General features: G+C 59.7%; 14 protein-coding genes, 1 other RNA gene and 2 pseudogenes. 13 read left to right on the forward strand and 4 right to left on the reverse strand.

Going from position 1 to position 18,826, the window contains the following annotated elements:
• Positions 1–97 precede the first annotated feature (97 nt).
• The 8 genes and pseudogenes from PMI26_RS19455 to ssrA all read left to right on the forward strand — a co-directional run bounded on the left by PMI26_RS19455 (position 98) and on the right by ssrA (position 9,101).
• Positions 98–1,792 (forward strand): lactate permease LctP family transporter, encoded by a 1,695-nt coding sequence (locus PMI26_RS19455; protein ID WP_007973146.1) that lies wholly within the window; start codon positions 98–100, stop codon positions 1,790–1,792.
• A gap of 150 nt (positions 1,793–1,942) precedes the next feature.
• Positions 1,943–2,767, forward strand: coding sequence for a (Fe-S)-binding protein (locus PMI26_RS19450; protein WP_007973147.1), 825 nt, complete (start codon positions 1,943–1,945; stop codon positions 2,765–2,767).
• Positions 2,764–4,218, forward strand: a complete 1,455-nt coding sequence (locus PMI26_RS19445) for a LutB/LldF family L-lactate oxidation iron-sulfur protein (RefSeq protein ID WP_007973151.1) — start codon at positions 2,764–2,766, stop codon at positions 4,216–4,218. The genes PMI26_RS19450 and PMI26_RS19445 overlap by 4 nt, the downstream gene beginning before the upstream one ends.
• A complete protein-coding gene (locus PMI26_RS19440) occupies positions 4,218–4,889 on the forward strand; it encodes a LutC/YkgG family protein (protein ID WP_007973154.1) in 672 nt (223 codons plus the stop codon). Before PMI26_RS19445 ends, PMI26_RS19440 begins: the two co-directional genes overlap by 1 nt.
• Positions 4,886–7,696: pseudogene (locus PMI26_RS19435) on the forward strand (FAD-binding and (Fe-S)-binding domain-containing protein). Before PMI26_RS19440 ends, PMI26_RS19435 begins: the two are co-directional and overlap by 4 nt.
• 189 nt (positions 7,697–7,885) lie before the next feature.
• Entirely contained in the window at positions 7,886–8,161 is a 276-nt protein-coding gene (locus PMI26_RS19430; protein ID WP_007973159.1) for a hypothetical protein, read from the forward strand.
• 173 nt (positions 8,162–8,334) lie between these two features.
• Positions 8,335–8,613, forward strand: a complete 279-nt coding sequence (locus tag PMI26_RS19425) for a hypothetical protein (protein ID WP_007973162.1) — start codon at positions 8,335–8,337, stop codon at positions 8,611–8,613.
• Between the two features lie 94 nt (positions 8,614–8,707).
• Positions 8,708–9,101: a transfer-messenger RNA gene (ssrA, locus tag PMI26_RS30530) on the forward strand.
• A gap of 96 nt (positions 9,102–9,197) precedes the next feature.
• Here the strand turns inward: ssrA and PMI26_RS19420 are convergent.
• Positions 9,198–9,461: a hypothetical protein gene (locus PMI26_RS19420; protein WP_007973164.1), complete on the reverse strand. Its 264-nt coding sequence runs from the start codon at positions 9,459–9,461 to the stop codon at positions 9,198–9,200.
• Positions 9,462–9,704: 243 nt separating this feature from the next.
• Between PMI26_RS19420 and PMI26_RS0129510 the strand changes: the two are divergent.
• Positions 9,705–9,902, forward strand: a pseudogene (locus tag PMI26_RS0129510) (hydrolase); the annotation flags it as partial.
• Positions 9,903–10,064: 162 nt separating this feature from the next.
• On the opposite strand, the gene PMI26_RS19415 reads toward PMI26_RS0129510, so the two are convergent.
• The 3 genes from PMI26_RS19415 to PMI26_RS19405 form a co-directional block, all read right to left on the reverse strand.
• On the reverse strand, positions 10,065–11,912 hold the full coding sequence (locus PMI26_RS19415) for a CocE/NonD family hydrolase (protein ID WP_033047697.1): 1,848 nt from the start codon (positions 11,910–11,912) through the stop codon (positions 10,065–10,067).
• An 88-nt stretch (positions 11,913–12,000) separates the two neighbouring features.
• Positions 12,001–13,443 (reverse strand): YfcC family protein, encoded by a 1,443-nt coding sequence (locus PMI26_RS19410; RefSeq protein ID WP_007973169.1) that lies wholly within the window; start codon positions 13,441–13,443, stop codon positions 12,001–12,003.
• Between the two features lie 106 nt (positions 13,444–13,549).
• Positions 13,550–14,470 (reverse strand): LysR family transcriptional regulator, encoded by a 921-nt coding sequence (locus PMI26_RS19405; RefSeq protein ID WP_007973171.1) that lies wholly within the window; start codon positions 14,468–14,470, stop codon positions 13,550–13,552.
• 229 nt (positions 14,471–14,699) lie between these two features.
• On the opposite strand from PMI26_RS19405, the gene PMI26_RS19400 reads away from it, so the two are divergent.
• The 4 genes from PMI26_RS19400 (at position 14,700) to PMI26_RS19385 (ending at position 18,638) form a co-directional block, all read left to right on the forward strand.
• Entirely contained in the window at positions 14,700–15,923 is a 1,224-nt protein-coding gene (locus PMI26_RS19400; RefSeq protein WP_007973173.1) for an OprD family porin, read from the forward strand.
• A 195-nt stretch (positions 15,924–16,118) separates the two neighbouring features.
• Positions 16,119–16,580 (forward strand): isochorismatase family protein, encoded by a 462-nt coding sequence (locus PMI26_RS19395; RefSeq protein WP_007973175.1) that lies wholly within the window; start codon positions 16,119–16,121, stop codon positions 16,578–16,580.
• 162 nt (positions 16,581–16,742) lie between these two features.
• Complete coding sequence (locus PMI26_RS19390) at positions 16,743–17,105, forward strand: DUF6124 family protein (protein WP_007973177.1); 363 nt, start codon at positions 16,743–16,745, stop codon at positions 17,103–17,105.
• Between the two features lie 126 nt (positions 17,106–17,231).
• Entirely contained in the window at positions 17,232–18,638 is a 1,407-nt protein-coding gene (locus tag PMI26_RS19385) for a DUF2252 domain-containing protein (protein WP_007973180.1), read from the forward strand.
• Positions 18,639–18,826: the final 188 nt, after the last annotated feature.

Here is an 18,826-nt window from a genome sequence, read left to right on the forward strand (position 1 = left end):
GCTTTTACCCTAGCCAACAGCGATTGTAAATTGGTCTTACCAATTATCCAAGAACGCTGATCAGTGCCTGACCAACAACAATTAGGGGCCACCCCATATGCAAACCTGGCAACAGCTCTATACCCCGCTCGGCAGCCTCGGCCTGTCCGCACTCGCCGCCGTCATCCCCATCGTGTTTTTCTTCCTGGCCCTGGCCGTGTTCCGCCTCAAAGGGCACGTGGCCGGCAGCATCACCCTGGCGTTGTCGATCCTGGTGGCGATCTTCGCTTTCCAGATGCCGGTCGATATGGCGCTCGCCGCCGCCGGGTATGGCTTCGCCTATGGCCTGTGGCCGATTGCCTGGATCATCGTGGCAGCGGTATTCCTCTACAAACTGACGGTCAAGAGCGGTCAGTTTGAAGTCATCCGCAGTTCGGTCCTGTCGATCACCGATGACCAGCGCCTGCAGGTGCTGCTGATCGGCTTCTGCTTCGGTGCATTCCTGGAAGGTGCCGCCGGTTTCGGCGCGCCGGTGGCGATTACCGCCGCACTCCTTGTAGGGCTGGGCTTCAACCCGTTGTACGCCGCCGGCTTGTGCCTGATCGCCAACACCGCGCCGGTGGCCTTCGGCGCCCTCGGCATTCCGATCATCGTGGCCGGGCAAGTGACCGGTATCGACGCCTTCAAGATCGGCGCCATGACCGGCCGCCAACTGCCACTGCTGTCGCTGTTCGTACCGTTCTGGCTGGTGTTCATGATGGACGGCCTGCGCGGCGTGCGGGAAACCTGGCCAGCAGCGCTGGTGGCCGGTTTGAGCTTTGCCGTGACCCAGTACTTCACTTCGAACTTCATCGGCCCGGAACTGCCGGACATCACCTCGGCCCTGGCCGCACTGATCTCCCTGACCCTGTTCCTGAAAGTCTGGCAACCAAAACGCGCCGCCGGCCAGCACATCGTCGGCGCTGTCTCGGCCTCGGTAGTGAGCGCCAGCGTCGGTGGTTTCGGCCAGAAGCGCACAACCGTGGCTTCGCCCTACAGCCTTGGGGAAATCTTCAAGGCCTGGTCGCCGTTCCTGATTCTCACCGTACTGGTCACGATCTGGACCCTGAAGCCGTTCAAGGCGATGTTCGCCGCTGGCGGCTCGATGTACAGCTTCGTGTTCAACTTCGCCATTCCGCACCTGGACCAGATGGTGATCAAGGTCGCGCCGATCGTGGCTACGCCAACGGCTATTCCGGCAGTGTTCAAACTCGACCCGATTTCTGCCACTGGCACAGCGATCTTCTTCTCGGCGCTGATCTCGATGCTGGTGCTGAAGATCAACGTCAAAACTGGTCTTACCACTTTGAAGGAGACCTTCTACGAACTGCGCTGGCCGATCCTGTCCATCGGCATGGTGCTGGCGTTCGCCTTCGTCACCAACTACTCGGGCATGTCCTCGACCATGGCCCTGGTACTGGCGGCGACGGGTGCGGCGTTCCCCTTCTTCTCGCCATTCCTCGGCTGGCTGGGCGTGTTCCTCACCGGCTCCGATACTTCGTCCAACGCCCTGTTCAGTTCGCTGCAAGCGACCACCGCGCACCAGATCGGCGTCAACGACACCTTGCTGGTGGCGGCGAACACCAGCGGCGGCGTGACCGGCAAGATGATCTCGCCACAATCGATCGCCGTGGCCTGCGCCGCGACCGGTCTGGTGGGCAAGGAATCGGATCTGTTCCGCTTCACCCTCAAGCACAGCCTATTCTTTGCAACGATTGTCGGCTTGATCACTCTGGCTCAGGCCTACTGGTTCACCGGCATGCTGGTGCACTAAGGACTACAAGCCAAACGGTAAAAACCGACGCTGGGCCACGCCCCCGGCGTCCGCAATTCACACCCCGGTCTGTAAGGCTGCTGAAAGCTTCCGGCTCTATATTCAGCAGCCTCAACAGACGAATAACCGGGACCACCCGGAGACCGCCTGATGAGCGAGCTTTTTTACAACGCCGTGCCGAATGCGACCCGTGTCGCCCCGCCACTGCCCGAGCCTCGGCAATACCCCAGCGAGAAACCGTCACGGGTCTACCTGTTCGGGACCTGCGTGGTCGATTTGTTCTACCCCGAAGCCGGGATGGATGCGATCCACCTGCTGGAACGCGAAGGCATTCGTGTCGAGTACCCGCAAGGGCAAAGTTGCTGCGGACAACCGGCCTACACCTCGGGTTACACCGAGCAGGCACGAACCGTCGCGCGCTCGCAACTGGCGTTGTTTGCCGGGGATTATCCGGTGGTGGTGCCGTCGGGCTCTTGCGCCGGGATGTTGCGCGAACACTATGCCGACTTGTTCAAGGACGAGCCGCACACGTTGAAACAGGTTCAGGCCCTGGCTGCCAGAACCTTTGAGCTGGCCGAGTTCCTGCTGTTTGTCTGCAAGGTGCAGTTCAAGGACAGCGGTGAGCCGGTGAAAGTGGCGCTGCACACTTCGTGTTCGGCACGCCGCGAAATGAACACCCACCTGCACGGCCGCGAATTGTTGTCGCAGTTGAGCAATGTGGAGCGAGTCAATCACGATCACGAAAGTGAGTGCTGTGGCTTTGGCGGAACATTCAGCGTCCGTATGCCAGACATTTCCGGCGCGATGGTGGCTGACAAGACCCGGGCGTTGAAGGAATCCGGCGCGCACAAGGTATTGAGTGCCGATTGCGGCTGCTTGATGAACATCAACGGCTCGTTGGAGAAACAGAAAGAAGCGCTGCGCGGCCAACATCTGGCCAGCTTCCTCTGGCAGCGTACCGGAGGTGCGAAATGAGCACCTCGACGATTATTCCTACGGTTGCCGTAGAAGAAGATTTCCGCACCCGCGCCCACAACGCGCTGGGTGACGCGCAATTGCGAGGCAACTTTCGCAAGGCGATGGATTCACTGATGACCAAACGGGCAGCGGCGTTCAGCGATGCCCATGAAAGAGAACACTTGCGCGCACTGGGCAATGCAATCCGTGCCCGCGCGCTCTCCAAGTTGCCCGACCTGCTCGAGCAACTGGAACAGAACCTGACCCGCAACGGTGTGACAGTGCACTGGGCGGAAACGGTGGACGAGGCCAATGGCATCGTCCTCTCGATCATCCGCGCTCACGAGGGGCGGCAAGTGATCAAGGGCAAATCGATGGTCAGTGAAGAGATGGAAATGAACCATTTCCTGGCTGACCGGGGCATTGAATGCCTGGAATCGGACATGGGCGAGTACATCGTCCAGCTCGACCACGAGAAGCCTTCACACATAATCATGCCGGCGATCCACAAGAATGCCGTTCAGGTCGCGTCCTTGTTCCACGACAAACTTGGGGTGGAATACACCAAGGACGTTGACCAACTCATTCAGATCGGTCGCAAGGTCTTGCGGCAGAAATTCTTCGAAGCGGACATCGGCGTCTCCGGCGTCAACTTCGCCGTGGCCGAAACCGGCACCCTGCTGCTGGTGGAAAACGAAGGCAACGGTCGCATGACCACCACCGTACCGCCCGTGCACATCGCCGTTACCGGTATCGAAAAAGTCGTGGAAAACCTGCGCGACGTGGTGCCGTTGCTATCGCTGCTGACCCGCTCGGCCCTGGGCATCCCGATCACGACCTACGTCAACATGATCTCCGGCCCGCGCAAGGCACATGAACTCGACGGCCCGCAGGAAGTGCATCTGGTATTGCTCGACAATGGTCGCAGCCAGGCCTTTGCCGACAGCGAATTGCGCCAGACCCTGAACTGCATCCGCTGCGGTGCCTGTATGAATCATTGCCCGGTGTATACCCGAATCGGCGGCCATGCCTATGGGGAGGTTTACCCCGGCCCTATCGGAAAAATCGTCACCCCGCACATGGTCGGCCTGGCGAAAGTCCCGGATCACCCGAGCGCGTCTTCGCTGTGCGGTGCCTGCGGCGAAGTCTGCCCGGTAAAAATCCCGATCCCTGCGTTGCTGCGGCGCCTGCGCGAAGAAAACGTCAAGGCCCCGGACAGCCCCCATCAAGTGATGCGTGGCCAGGGCAGCAAGTATTCGCGCAAGGAGCGGTTCCTCTGGAATGCCTGGGCGAAGCTCAACAGTTCGCCGACGCTGTATCGCCTGTTCGGCTTCTTCGCCACCCGTTTGCGCGCCCTCACGCCGAGTAATGTCGGCCCGTGGACGCAAAACCACAGCGCACCGAAACCCGCCGCCCGCTCACTGCATGACATGGCCCGCGAGCACTTGGCCAAACAGGGAGACCGCTGATGAGCGCCAAGCAAAATATCCTCGCCAAACTGCGTAAAAGTCTGACAGGCACCACACCGGTGGCCGACAACTTTGATGTCGATCTGGTGACCCTGCCTTACTCCTACGCGCCAGAGCAACGCATTCCACAACTGCGCAAACTGATGGAAGCGGTGCACACGGAAATCCACCTGACCTCCGGTGAAGACTGGCCGGCGCTGTTAGCGCAATTGCTACGGGATCGCCAGTTGCCGAGCCTGCTGATCGCACCGACAACGCCCCACGGTCAACGCATCACACAGCATTGGGCGAATAATCCCGATCTGCCGGCGCTCAAAGCCTACGACCGTCCGGTCGAAGAATGGAAAGCCGAACTGTTCAACGACACCCCGGCGAGCCTGACCGGCAGCCTGGGCGCCATCGCGGCAACCGGTAGCCTGATCATCTGGCCGACCCGGGAAGAACCGCGCTTGATGAGCCTGGCGCCACCTGTGCATTTCGCCCTGCTCAAGGCCAGCGAAATCCGCGACAACTTCTATCAGGTGCAGCAGGAGTTCGAATGGGCCCAGGGCATGCCGACCAACGCGTTGCTGGTGTCCGGCCCGTCGAAGACCGCCGACATCGAGCAAGTGCTGGCGTACGGCGCCCACGGCCCGAAAGACCTGGTGGTACTGATCCTGGAGGACCAATGAGTCTACCGGCCGCTTTCCTGCGAGATGCACAGCAACTGATTCCACAAGAGCGACGTTTCGACGACCCGCTATCGACCCTGGCCTTCGGCACCGATGCCAGTTTCTATCGATTGATTCCGCAACTGGTGATCCGCGTCGAGTCCGAAGACGAAGTGGTGGCGCTGCTGCAACTGGCGCAACGCGATCAGGTGCCGGTGACCTTCCGCGCCGCCGGTACCAGTTTGTCCGGCCAGGCGATCAGCGACTCGGTGCTGATCGTGCTGGGGGACAACTGGAACGCGCGCGAGATCCGCGACCAGGGCACGCAAATCCGCCTGCAACCGGGTGTGATCGGCGCCCAGGCCAACGCCTGGCTGGCGCCGTTCGGACGCAAGATCGGCCCGGACCCGGCCTCGATCAACGCCTGCAAGATCGGCGGCATCGTCGCCAACAACGCCAGCGGCATGTGCTGTGGCACGGCGCAAAACACCTATCACACCCTGGCGGGCATTCGTCTGGTGCTGGCCGACGGCAGTCGTCTCGACACTGAAGATGCCGCCAGCGTCGCGGCGTTTCGCCAAAGCCATGCCGCGTTGCTGGAGCGCCTGGCGACTCTGGGTCGCGAGACCCGCGCCAACGCTGATCTGGCTGCGAGAATCCGCCACAAATACCGTCTGAAAAATACCACTGGCCTGTCGCTCAATGCCCTGGTGGATTTCGACGAGCCTGTGGATATCTTGAGCCACTTGCTGGTGGGCTCCGAGGGCACGCTCGGGTTCATCAGTGCAGTGACCTACGACACGGTGATCGACCACCCGAACAAGGCCTCGGCCCTGATTGTCTTCCCGGATGTCGAGACCTGCTGCAACGCGGTTACCGTACTGAAAAGCCAACCGGTGTCGGCCGTGGAACTGCTGGATCGGCGCAGCCTGCGCTCAGTGCAGGACAAACCCGGCATGCCGTCTTTCGTACAGCATCTGTCGAACAATGCCTGCGCCCTGCTGATCGAATCCCGCGCCGCCTCGTCCGCCCTGCTGCATGAACAACTGGCGCAGATCATGGCGTCGCTGCAGACGTTCCCGGTGGAAAAGCAGGTCGACTTCACGGAGGACCCACGGGAAAACGCCCGTCTCTGGGCCATCCGCAAAGACACCTTCCCCGCCGTTGGCGCGGTGCGCAAGACCGGCACCACGGTGATCATCGAAGACGTCACCTTCCCGGTCGAACAACTGGCCATCGGCGTCAATCGCCTGATCGAGCTGTTCGACAAACATCACTACGATGAAGCGATCCTTTTCGGACACGCCCTGGAAGGCAATCTGCACTTCGTCTTCACCCAAGGCTTCAACAACACGGAAGAAGTCGCACGCTATCAGGCGTTCATGGACGACGTGGCGCAACTGGTGGCAGTGGAGTTCGGCGGCTCGCTGAAAGCCGAACACGGTACCGGGCGCAACATGGCGCCGTTCGTCGAGCTGGAATGGGGCAGCGATGCCTACCAGTTGATGTGGCAACTCAAGCGTCTGCTCGACCCCAACGGGATTCTCAACCCGGACGTGGTGCTCAGCGATGATCCGCAGATCCACCTCAAGCACCTCAAGCCCTTGCCGGCCGCCGACGAGATTGTGGACAAGTGCATCGAATGCGGCTTCTGCGAACCGGTCTGCCCATCGAAGGGCCTGACCCTGAGCCCACGCCAACGCATCGTGATCTGGCGCGATATTCAGGCGAAAAAACGCGCCGGCATCGATACCACCGAACTCGAAGCCGCGTACGAATACCAAGGCATCGACACCTGCGCCGCCACCGGCCTGTGCGCACAACGTTGCCCGGTCGGCATCAACACCGGCGAACTGGTGAAAAAACTCCGTAGCCGCACGGCAACCCATACGAAAACCGCCAATTGGCTTGAAGGAAATTTCGCCACGGCGCTACAAGGGGCGCGGTTCACCCTGCACGTCGCCAATGGCGCACGGATGTTGTTGGGCGCGCCACGCCTGGCAAAACTCTCGTCGACACTGACGAAGCTGTCCAAAGGTCAGGTCCCGCAATGGACCAACGCCATGCCGCAGCCGGAAAAAGCCATCCGCTTCAGTCCTGCCGTGTCGGACGAACGCCCTCGGGTGGTGTACCTGGCGGCGTGTGTGTCGCGGGTCATGGGGCCGGCGGCGGGGGATAAAGAGCAGGTGTCGTTGTACGACAAAACCCGCGGGCTGCTGGAAAAGGCCGGTTACCAGGTGGTCTTCCCGGACAATCTGGACAACCTCTGCTGCGGCCAGCCATTCGCCTCCAAAGGCTACGCCGAACACGCCGAACACAAGCGCCAGGAACTGATCGGCGCCTTGCTGCACGCCAGTCGCGGTGGGCTCGACCCGATTTACTGCGACACCAGTCCCTGTACGTTACGGCTCACTCAAGACCTTGGCGACGTTCGACTGGACCTCTAGGATCCGGTGCGTTTCATCCGCACGCACCTGATGGATCGCCTCGACTTCACACCGCAGGAAGCGCCGATTGCAGTGCACGTCACCTGCAGCACTCAGCACCTTGGCGAAAGTCAGGCACTGATCGATCTGGCGCGCAAATGCAGCAAAAACGTGGTCATTCCTGAGGGCATTCACTGCTGCGGCTTCGCCGGCGACAAGGGTTTCACCACGCCGCAATTGAATGCCCATTCGCTGCGCACGCTCAAGGACGCGGTGCAACAATGCAGCGAAGGCATCTCCACCAGCCGCACCTGTGAGATCGGTTTGACGCAACATGGCGGCATTGATTACCACGGTCTAGTCTATCTGGTGGACCGCGTTACCCAGGCTAGGGTGCCCTGATAGAAGGACCCAAGGAAGGTGCATAGATGTACCTACTTGCCGGAATCGATAGCTCCACAGTAAAAAACAGAACCCTGAGGTGCCACCGCAGTCCACTGATCAAGTCCCGCCAATGCGGGACTCTCCCAACACTCGGTAGCTCGATTTGATGGCCAGCAATGCCTGGCCCTTCAGCTCAAGGAGATACACATGAATCGTTCTGTGCTGTTAGGTTTGTTTATTACTGCCTCTATGCTCGCTTCCCCCTCGTTTGCCGCAGAAAAAGATCAGTGCGCGGTCAATCTGCAAACCATCGAAAACGCAAAGGCACAGATTCCTCCGGAAATGGTTGACCAGGTAAAAGCCTCCGTCGAGCAAGCCGAAGCCGACCATGCAAAAGGCACCAAGCAGGGCACTGATGATTGCATCGCCGAGACCAACGACGTCATCAAGGCCCTCACCGACGCGAAAAAAGGCGGGAAGTAATCCGATACGAAGCAAAACAAAACCCGCCAACGGCGGGTTTTTTTGCATCCGGGGTCTGGGAATGTGTAACCGCCCGCATCGAGGGAAAAGCTTGGCACGCTGTCTGAAAAAACCGAATTCTTGTGTTGAATCGTAGTCTTTGAGGTAGGCCCCATCCGTTCAAGGTGATACCCATGAAGCGCACCACACTCGCTGGTCTGTTCATTTCCGCTGCAATGCTGGCCTCTCCTGCATTTGCTGCGGACAACAACCTGTGTACGAGCAAGCTGCAAGAGCTCAAAGGCAAAGTGAACGCGCTGCCGGCGACCTCCGGAAGCACCGCCATGGAGATCAAGAGACTGATGTCCAGCGCCGAAGCCTCACAAGCCTCCGGAGACGACACAAAATGCGTCACCGAAGCCACCCAGGCATTGGCACTCGCTGACAAACAGAGCAACCAGCCAAACCCATGATGTGTGGTGGCCTACCTTCGGGTTGGCCTTCTGAGTCGTGTTGACGTACACTGTGCAGGCTTGTTGCTCACTTGATTCACAGAGCACCAGGCTCGGGGCCGTTTAGGATTCGACGCCGGTTGCGAAACTTTAGGTGCATGCCGAGTTGGTAACAGAACTCGTAAATCCACTGTTGCAACTTCCTATAGTTGCCAATGACGAAACCTACGGGGAATACGCTCTCGCTGCGTAAGCAGCCTTAGCCCTTCCCTCCTGGTACCTTCGGGTCCAGCAATCATCAGGGGATGTCTGTAAACCCAAAGTGATTGTCATATAGAACAGAATCGCCGTGCAGTACGTTGTGGACGAAGCGGCTAAAACTTACACAACTCGCCCAAAGCACCCTGCCCGTCGGGTCGCTGAGGGTTAACTTAATAGACACGGCTACGCATGTAGTACCGACAGCGGAGTACTGGCGGACGGGGGTTCAAATCCCCCCGGCTCCACCAATTGAGACACCAACGAAGCCCACCCTGTGTGGGCTTTGTTGTTTCTGGCTGTATCGCAGGTCCTACAACAGTCTGAAACAGGACCCACGCCAACGATCAGTACTTGATGTCCCGGGCTGTGCGACGAGTATCCTGCTTGGTGCTGCGCTTGTCCTGACGACATTCCACGTTACTCTTGTCACTGCCCTTTCTGCAGGCATCCTTGGTTTGCCGAGCAGTGGAGCGCCCTTCCTGCCTGGTATCGCGAGCTTCACGCCGTTGTTCACCCTGCTCGGTCGCGTAGACAGGTAGCATCACCCACTGCACGCCAGCGGCGATGAGTAGCGTCGCCAGGGCTTTCAAATAGTGCTTGGGAATCATGATGTTTCTCCAACTCCATTCCGCTCAGTCGCTTCGTTCACTCAAGCGGGAATTCAGCGAGAACCTGTATTGCATCGTACGCTCCCAACTCACAAAAGCACTTTGTGGCAGGTGAAATCTGACGAGAGGGTTACATAGACGTTCACGCAAGGCCGCTAAGTGCAGGAGGCGGCCAGCGAGACCATCCACAATATTTTGCATCCACTATCCCCCCCTATCACTGCCATTCCCTCGGAGAAGCCCATGCGCCAAGCCCTCCTGATCATCGACGTACAACCCGGCTTCGCCCCACCACAGTGGCTGGTCGAAGGTATCCAGGCACTCCTCGGCACCCTGCCCAGTGTCGCCACGGTCGAGCGTCACGACGAGTCCATAACCCCCTTCGAAAAACAGCTTGGCTGGCACCCCGCGCCGGACGATGACAGCCTGATTGCCAGCGATGGTCGTTAACGATAACGCGTGTGAACTGGATAAGCGCGGCGCACTTGAGTCCATCGCCAGCAATCGAGCGTCGACCGACTGCTCCTACAATTTCCCGGAAATGCGTGAAGAACCTTTTTTTCTCGGCCCCGGGTGATAAACAGCAACACCGGCCGCCCTGCATCAATCCGAATCGATAGCCTGACAATCCAGATCCGCCAGCGCTTCGGGTTCAAAAGTAGTCAGCACCAGGCGTGAGGCGAAGTCTGCGCACATATGAACCGTGTTGGTCGCGATGCGCTTGTACAAGGCCTGCCCCTCGGCCTCACCACTGTTGGGATTGACGTCGAAGTGCGGGAAATTGCTGCTGGCAATGTCCAGGCGCACGCGGTGCCCGCGTTTGAACAGGTTGCAGGTGGCAAACGGCTCGATCACGACTTTTACCCGTTGCCCCGGAGTCAGTAGCTGCGGTTTCTCCCACGAGTCGCGGTAACGGCAGCGCACGATTCCGTCGGTGATGTTCATCGCATAGCCATCCGGATAAACGTCCACCAGTTTGGCGGTGAAGTCGGTATCGAGGCCGTCGCTTTCCACCCACAGTTCAATGCTTAGCGGGCCAGCGACGATCATGTCTTCGGTCAATGGCAGGGTCTGGAAACTCAGCACATCGGCACGGTCGGCCAATGGCTGGTCATTACCCTGTGTGCCGAAAAAATCCGCTCGCTCACGTTGATCGAATGCGCCGCCGACGAATACCGGAGCACCGGAGGTCAGTGCGCCGCCGATGGTCGGCACCGGATGATCGGGATCGGCGCGATAGCTCAGACTCGACTCACATGCTGAAGGCGGTTCCGTGCTCAATTGGCGCTGATCGTTCAGGTACAGGCTCAGGGACCGACTACCCGGAAGCGGCCACTGCGAGCTCTTCAACCAGCGTCCGCCATGTTGCAGTCGGCCGTGCTGATCTTTCGAACCATCGCCCCCGCCCATCAGAAACACCTGGACCGGCGCCGTGGCCGCAGCCTCGCCGGTCTGGTCCTTGAGCGAGCGTGCAAACCAGTCCAGTCGACAATCCAGCCAGGTGCGCGCCACGTTGCCATCGAAGTTGGCCGCCACACCGAACTCGACATCGCCGCTGTGACTGATGTTGCGATCGCCGTGCAGCCACGGTCCCATGATCAAATGCTGGGCGCTGCGGTTGTGGCGGCTGAAGGCACGGTAGTTGGCCAGCGTCGAGCTGACATACGCGTCATACCAACTGGACATGAACAGCACCGGAATATCCGGCAGGTTGTCGTAGTGTCCTTCGGCATAGATGCCGGGCTTGCGCCAGTAGTCGCTGAAAGTACCCTGCGCCCATTGTTCCAGTAGATAGGCTTCGTACTCCGGCACATGGCGAATCGGCGAGTGTCCGGCCTGCCACGGCATGCGGGCGAACCACTGGTGTATGTCTTCTTGCTCGAGGGCTTCGCGGATCTTTGGGTTGGCGATCGCGGCGGGACTTTCCTTGGCCTGCCGCCAGGCCCACGTCGCCTGTTTCAATTCGAACGCGCCACCCTGGCGAATGCCGCACTGGAACGCGTTCGCAAAGCCGCCGGAGTCGAGCACCATGCTTTGCAGTCCCGGTGGATGCAGGCAGGCCATCGCCAATTGCGTATGGGCCGCATAGGACAACCCCATGCTGCCGATTCGCCCGTTGCACCAGGGTTGCTCGACGATCCAGGCGAGGGTGTCAAAACCGTCTTCGCCTTCCGAGGTGTATTTGGTGAATACGCCTTCGGAGGCGTAGCGCCCGCGACAATCCTGAAAGATCGCCACGAAGCCTTGCGCAGTGAAACGCTCGGCCATGGCCCTGCGGGAAATGTGCTGGGCGTCGAGTTGTTTTTCCGAGCGCGAGGGGCTGCTCTTGTTGTAGGGCGTGCGCTCGATCACCACCGGCCACGGGCCTGCGCTATCGGTTGGCAGGTAAATATCGGTCGCGAGGTGGATGCCATCACGCAGACGGATCATCTGGTCACGCAGCAAGCGCATGGCGGGCAATGCCTGTTCGTTCAGCGAAGTCATATCAGAACCTTGTGGAAACCGGCGCCCGTCCCCTTGCGGGTGGACGCCTTGGAACTCAGTAACCGGTGGTCACTGCGACCGCCAGCAACACCATCGCCAGCACGGTATAGATCAGGAACAACGGCAAGATGTAGCGCGCCCACTGACCCCAGCCGACTTGTGCGGTGGCGAGTAGCACCAGCAGACCGCTGGAGGTCGGGGTGATCATGTTGGTCAGGCCATTGCCGAGCAAAAACGCATACACCGTGGTTTGCGGGCTGACACCGGAGAGTTGGCCGAGTGGGCCGAAGATCGGCATGGTCACGGCCGCCTGACCGGAGGTGGACGGGATCAGCACATCCAGGCCTAGCTGCGAGAAGAACATCGCGTAGGCCGAAACCACCGGGCCATGATCGCTGACTACGCTGGCCAGGCCGTTGACGATGGTGTCGAGCACCTGACCGGTGCTGAGGATGATTTCCACCGCAGTCGCCAGACCGATCAACACACCGGCGATCAGGACTTTTTTCATGCCGTCGACAAAAGCACTGGCGGCGATGCTCGCACCCATGCCGTGGATCGCTGCGAAGATCACGCTCAGCAGCAGATAGAACGCCGACAGTTCGTGGTACTTCCAGCCCCAGCGGTTTGACGCAAACACCATGAAGCCCACGCCGAAGGCCAGCACCAGCAGGTTGAGCAAATGGCGCAACGGCAGCGGTTGGCTTTCGAAGGTAATGACCGCGCTGGCGTCATAGCCGTGGCGACGAATGCTCCACAGCACGAAGACAATGCCAACGGCGAGGAACAATGCGTAAGCGGCAATGCGCATGCTCATGCCGCTGAAAATCGGCAGCCCGACCATAGGTTGCGCCACGGACAGCGCGACCGGATTGGTGATCGATGCCAGATAACCGATCTTCACTGAAATACAGACGATGGCCAGACCGATCAGGTTCGACAGCCCCAGTCGATTGGCCATCGCGACCATCAGCGGCACGATCAGGATGAATTCCTTGGCCAACCCCATGAAGGTGCTGCCGGCGGAGAACACCAGCATCAGCATCGGCACCAGCACGTAGATGTTGCCGCGCGTCATGCCGAGCAGGCGTTCGAGCCCGGCGTCGATCACCCCGGCCTTGTTCAGCACGCCGAACATGCCGCCGATGAACAGCACCATGAAAATCAGTCCGGCTCGTTTTTCGATGCCCTGCGGGATCGCCATGAACCCTTCGATCAGCGACACCGGGCGGGCCACCGCATCCTTGGCTGCGCGAGGTTCGACAGCCAACAGATGAGTGAGGGAATGACTCTTTTCCAGGACTTGATAAGAGCCCGGTACCACCAGCCCGTTCTGACGCTGGAAGCTGCCGGAGTTGACCGCATACGTGAACCCGACCGCGAGCAACACGATGCTCAGCAGGATGATGGCCGGGTTAATGGTTTTGCGTACAGTCGGCTTGACGGGTTGCGTCTGACTTTCGGCGGCACCCGGTTGTGCGAGGTCGATCTGGGACATGGCGGTGAGCCCTTTGGTGTTTTTATTTTGAGTGTCAATGTTTCGATGGGGCAGACACTAGGGCAAACGCCAAGGGGCTACAACGTTATGCGTGGAGCGGGTCGGGCTATGCGTTTTGTGATGCGTGGACGGTCTTCATCGACTCGTTCAGACGTTGTTTGAGATGGGCGGCAAAGGCACTCACCATCGGTGGACGCTGCTCATCCCGACGGAATGCCAGACCGAATTCGTAGCGCAGTGCCGGGCGAAAAGGTCGGGTGACAACCGGCAAATGAGTGAAGTGACTGGCCAGCAATCCATTGACGATCGACACCCCCAGGCCCTCGGCGACAAAGCTGCAGGCGGCGCCGACCGAATGCACTTCGATGCGCACTTGCGGGGTCAGGTTGACGGCGCGAAACACCTGATTGAGCTCGGCGCGCAAGGCCCGTTGCCGGCCCAGCAACACCAGCGGCACATTGCGCAGATGCTGCACGTCGATCACTGCATGGCGGGTCAACGGATGATCCGCGGGCATGACGCAGACACCTTCGGTTTCCAGTACCGGTTCAATGTCGAAGTCGGACAGTTCAGTAGGCAAACGCACGAAGCCGAGATCGGCAGACCGGTCGAGCACGGCGCGCTCGATGGTGTCGTAGGAGCCAGTGAGCAACTCGACGACGATGTCGTCGTGACTCTTGAGAAATTCGGCAACGATTTTCGGCAGCAGCTCCTGGGTCATGCTGGTCGGCACGCCCACCTTGAGCAGGCTCTTGTGCGAGCGACCGATGCGCAGCTCATCGGCCATACGTTGAATGCGCTGCATGCCATCCACCAGCCCGGTGACCTCGGCGAGCAGCTCTTCGGCTTCCGGCGTGGCCATCAAACGGCCCTTTTTACGCAGGAACAAGGCGAAGCCCAATGCTTCTTCCAGCTGCGTGAGCAAGCGGCTGACGGCCGATTGGGATAGCCCCATGCGAGTGGCGGCACCGATGGTCGAACCGGTGGCCATGATGGCTTTGAAAGCCTCGAGTTGCTTGATATTCACGCTGCCGATTCCCCTGGTTTTGCAACGGTGCCCGCCCGCGAAAAACCAGCTTTCGCATAGCCTGATGCGCTTCTCGCATAACGTTGTGGACGCGCTGTCGAGCCGTTAGTGTCCGCCGCAATGCGCCGCTGAGTCCAGCTTCGCAGGCCAACAAAATCGAGACCCATCCCGATTCCGGGACCTTTGCGACTGCCCATAAAACCGATAATGCGGGGCTGAGGAAAACACCATGCGTGGACTGTTCACGAGAGGCGGCATTGTGTCCGCAGGATTGCTGGCGGGTCTGTCGCCAGCGCTGATGGCCCAAGGATTTTTCGAGGATTCCCAAGGCAAACTGACCTTGCGCAATTACTACTTCAACGATGGTTATCGCGACGGTGGCGAGGACCGCAAAGAGTGGGCGCAGGGTTTCTTGCTCAACCTGCAATCGGGCTACACCGAGGGTACGGTGGGGTTCGGTCTGGATGCGCTGGGCCTGGCCGGCCTGAAGCTCGACTCCAGCCCGACCCATGCGGGCACCGGTTTGCTGCCGGTGCACGACGATGGCCATGCAGCGGATGGTTTTTCCAGCCTGGGTATCACTGCAAAAATGCGAATCGGCGAGGCCGTGATCAAGACCGGTAACCTGATGCCGAGGATTCCGGTGCTGGTCTACAACGATGGGCGCCTGTTGCCGCAAACCTTTCGCGGTACGCAAATCGAATACAGCGGCATCCGCGATCTGTACTTGCACAGCGGTCATCTGGACAAGTTCAAGCAGCGCAATTCCACCGACAGCGTCGATATCTATCCACAGGGCTACACCGGCAGCAAAGGCACTGACTTTGATTTTGCCGGCGCCACCTACAAGTTCACGCCCACCCTCAGCGGCACCTGGTATTACGGGGAGATGCGTGAGTTCTACCGGCAGCAGTTTTTCGGTCTGGTGCATAAACAACCGATAGGCAGTGGCAGCCTGACCAGCGATTTGCGCTACTTCATCAGTGGCGATGCCGGTGAGGCACGCAATGGTGCGGTGGATGCCGATATGTTCAGCGGTCTTTTCACCTATCGCCTCGGCGGCCATGCACTTGGCCTGGGTTATCAGAAAGTCAGCGGCGATACGGCATTGCCCTACACCAGCGTGTCGACGGTCTATTCGTTCTCCAATGCCGGCGTCGGAAAGTTCATCCAGGCCGGTGAGCGGACCTGGATGCTGCGCTACGACTATGACTTCGCTGCGTTTGTGCCTGGCCTGAGCCTGATGACCCGTTACTACAAGGGCGAGAACGGGGACTACAAAGGACGCGAAGCCCGGGAGTGGGAATCCGACACCAATCTGCGATATGTCATACAGAGCAGCGCGTTCCAAGGCATAGGCATCGAAGTGCGAAAAGCCACTTATCGTTCTACCTACGCCAGTGATCGAGATAACTATCGCCTGTACCTGACTTATGACATCGCATTGTGGTAACCCATTGACCCGGCCCCACAATCAAAGCTGACAAGGCCCGCCCAGTGCGGGCCTTATTGCATCTGGGGTTTGATAATTCATGCCTCACACCGCACCCTGTGGGAGCGGGCTTGCCCGCGAAGAGGCCAGCGAAACCGCCCGGATGTTTTCCAACCGCAGGTCCCCGCGTCACCACCCTCTCTCCCGGAGAAGCCCATGCGCCAAGCCCTCCTGATCATCGACGTACAACCCGGCTTCGCCCCACCACAGTGGCTGGTCGAAGGTATCCAGGCACTCATCGGCACCCTGCCCAGTGTCGCCACGGTCGAGCGTCACGACGAGTTCATAACCCCTTTCGAAAAACAGCTTGGCTGGCACCCCGCGCCGGACGATGACAGCCTGATCCCCGCAGACCGCATTTTCATCAAACACGGCTACGCCCCCACGCCGCAAACCATCGACTACCTGAAAAGCCTGAACGTCGAGCGCGTGCTGGTGTGCGGCCTGCAGACCGAAACCTGCTGCCTGGCGGCGGGGTTTGCGCTGTTTGATGCGGGCTTGCAGCCGACCTTGATTACGGATTTGACGGTGGGGTCGTCGCTGGACCGGACGGGAGGGTTGGGGGTGAGGCTTTGGGAGCATCATTTCAAGCACACGGTGAAATCGAGCGACCTGTGACTTCACCGCGTCCTAGGACATTTCCCGCAAAACGCATCGCCATTCATGAACTGGCGGGGCCTACTTCTCGACGATAGCCTTTCTGGGTCGCTGAAAATCAGCGACCGGCTTTGACAGGCTGAAAAACGGGGCAGCTCCTATAAACAAACCAGGATCTCAATCATGAAAAGACACAGCCCCACCCTGCAAGACTCTTCACCTGATACAACAACCGAATCACCCGACTTATCCAACCTCTCCAACACCACCGAACCCGCCATCAGCGCCCGCCTGCGCAACCCCAATCACCTCGACCCCGTCAGCCACGTCTTCACCATCCGCCCCGACATCGACACGCCATCCCTGCTCACCCACGCCAGCGAAACCCTCGCCTCGCTCAACGTCATGAGCACCGACCTTGCCTGCGAGCTTGAGAGTTCGCGTCGCAACATCGCCCTGGCAATCCAGCAGTTGGCCGTGCTGGCGCAATTGCTGGTGAACCGGGCACTAGACAAGATCGCGCCACTCGACGAAGCAGAGGCTTGAGATGGATCGATACATGCCGATACCAGACAGACAGGTCAGTCGCCGGGCAAACACTTCGCATGAACCCGCAAAGCCCTTCTACACTCCATTCGCAAACGCCCTAAAACACCCGTCGAATAGGCCCCCATGACGACCCTCACCGACCGTTTGAAGCAAGGCAAGGATGCGCGCAAGAAGTGCTCGCGCCGTTCGCAAGCAGCCTTGGGCAATGTCGACCGCGACCCGATAGCGCTGATCAAGGCGTCGAGTGAAGGACGCGTCAAATCGCTGGTGGAGTTGCGCTACGGGCGCATGCTGGTGTCGCCGTTCACCTTCTATCGCGGCAATGCGCTGCTGCAGGCCCACGACTTGGCGGGCACTTCGAACATGGGGCTGGTGTCGCCGATATGTGGTGATAGCCACCTGATGAACTTCGGCGGTTTCGCAACGCCTGAACGCAACCTGCTGTTCAGCGTCAACGACTTCGACGAAGCCCATCCCGGGCCGTGGGAGTGGGACTTGAAACGCCTGGTGGCGAGTTTTCTGGTGGCCGCCCGCGACTTGCGCCATGGCGAATCGGTTGAAGAAAGCATCTGCCATGAGGTGGTGAGTGCCTATCAGAAAACCATGCTCGAATGCGCCGAACAAAGTTCGCTGGAAACCTGGTACGAATCCATCAGCTATGACGACCTGCTGGCGCAGGCCAACAAAAGCACTCTGGAGCACGTGGAACGCGCCATCGAAAAAGCCGAGCGTCGCACCCATGCCGAACTGCTGCCAAAAATCAGCGAACGCGACGCCCATGGGCGTCTGATCATTCGCGATGACCTGCCGGAAATTTTCCACCTGCACAAGAACACCACATTGCTGGACGCCGATGATGACTGGTTGCGCCTCTCGGACTGGCGCCCGCTCTACGACACTTTCATGCGTGACTATCGCGGCACCCTGCAAGCGGACCGCCGTGATCTGCTGTCGCGTTTTCATGTGCAGGACATGGCGTTCAAGGTGGTGGGCGTCGGCAGTGTCGGCACCCGTTGCCTGGTGGCGCTGCTGACCGACGATCAGCAGTTCCCGTTGTTCCTGCAATTCAAGGAAGCGCGGCGTTCGGTGCTCGCTGGCTACGTGAAGGCCAGGTCGCGGGTGCGGCATGAAGGGCAGCGGGTGGTCGAGGGTCAACGCTTGATGCAATCGGCCAGCGACCTGTTCCTCGGCTGGACCACCGGTCCCAGCGGGCGGCATTTCTATGTGCGGCAATTGCGCGATATGAAAATCTCCGCCGAACTCGAGACTTTCGATGGCGATGCCTTCGCGGCCTATGGCCGGCTTTGCGGCCGAGCCCTGGCTCGCGCCCATGCCAAGTCTTCCGGGCAGGCGGCGGTGATCAGCGGCTACATCGGCAAGAGCGAGGCATTGGCCGATGCGCTTTATAAATACGCCCAGGGCTATACCGAGCAGAACGAGCGCGATTTCGAGCGCTTCCAGCAAGCTTGCCGCAAGGGCCGTTTACGTGCACGGTCGGAAGCCGACTTTGCCGCGGATCATTTGCCGTAGCGGTGTCGCAGGCTCTGGTGCGGGGCTTTGATCGAGATGAATTTTTCTTCACCCCACCCTCTCGCGCCAGCCTGTACATTTCGCTCGCTCATTCAAGAAACTACGGTTTGCCCGCCCTCCCGCGGGCTTTTTTTTTTGGGCTTTCACTGGTTTTTCGACTCTTGCAGGCGATGGGCGTTAACGATAAC

The organism is Pseudomonas sp. GM33, from assembly GCF_000282295.1.
GTDB classification, from domain to species: domain Bacteria; phylum Pseudomonadota; class Gammaproteobacteria; order Pseudomonadales; family Pseudomonadaceae; genus Aquipseudomonas; species Aquipseudomonas laurylsulfatiphila.

Coding starts and splice junctions, on each gene's coding strand:
- PMI26_RS19455 (WP_007973146.1), top strand. CDS start 98: ATGCAAACCTGGCAACAGCTCTATACCCCGCTCGGCAGCCTCGGCCTG.
- PMI26_RS19450 (WP_007973147.1), top strand. CDS start 1,943: ATGAGCGAGCTTTTTTACAACGCCGTGCCGAATGCGACCCGTGTCGCC.
- PMI26_RS19445 (WP_007973151.1), top strand. CDS start 2,764: ATGAGCACCTCGACGATTATTCCTACGGTTGCCGTAGAAGAAGATTTC.
- PMI26_RS19440 (WP_007973154.1), top strand. CDS start 4,218: ATGAGCGCCAAGCAAAATATCCTCGCCAAACTGCGTAAAAGTCTGACA.
- PMI26_RS19430 (WP_007973159.1), top strand. CDS start 7,886: ATGAATCGTTCTGTGCTGTTAGGTTTGTTTATTACTGCCTCTATGCTC.
- PMI26_RS19425 (WP_007973162.1), top strand. CDS start 8,335: ATGAAGCGCACCACACTCGCTGGTCTGTTCATTTCCGCTGCAATGCTG.
- PMI26_RS19420 (WP_007973164.1), bottom strand. CDS start 9,461: ATGATTCCCAAGCACTATTTGAAAGCCCTGGCGACGCTACTCATCGCC.
- PMI26_RS19415 (WP_033047697.1), bottom strand. CDS start 11,912: ATGCGCTTGCTGCGTGACCAGATGATCCGTCTGCGTGATGGCATCCAC.
- PMI26_RS19410 (WP_007973169.1), bottom strand. CDS start 13,443: ATGTCCCAGATCGACCTCGCACAACCGGGTGCCGCCGAAAGTCAGACG.
- PMI26_RS19400 (WP_007973173.1), top strand. CDS start 14,700: ATGCGTGGACTGTTCACGAGAGGCGGCATTGTGTCCGCAGGATTGCTG.
- PMI26_RS19395 (WP_007973175.1), top strand. CDS start 16,119: ATGCGCCAAGCCCTCCTGATCATCGACGTACAACCCGGCTTCGCCCCA.
- PMI26_RS19390 (WP_007973177.1), top strand. CDS start 16,743: ATGAAAAGACACAGCCCCACCCTGCAAGACTCTTCACCTGATACAACA.
- PMI26_RS19385 (WP_007973180.1), top strand. CDS start 17,232: ATGACGACCCTCACCGACCGTTTGAAGCAAGGCAAGGATGCGCGCAAG.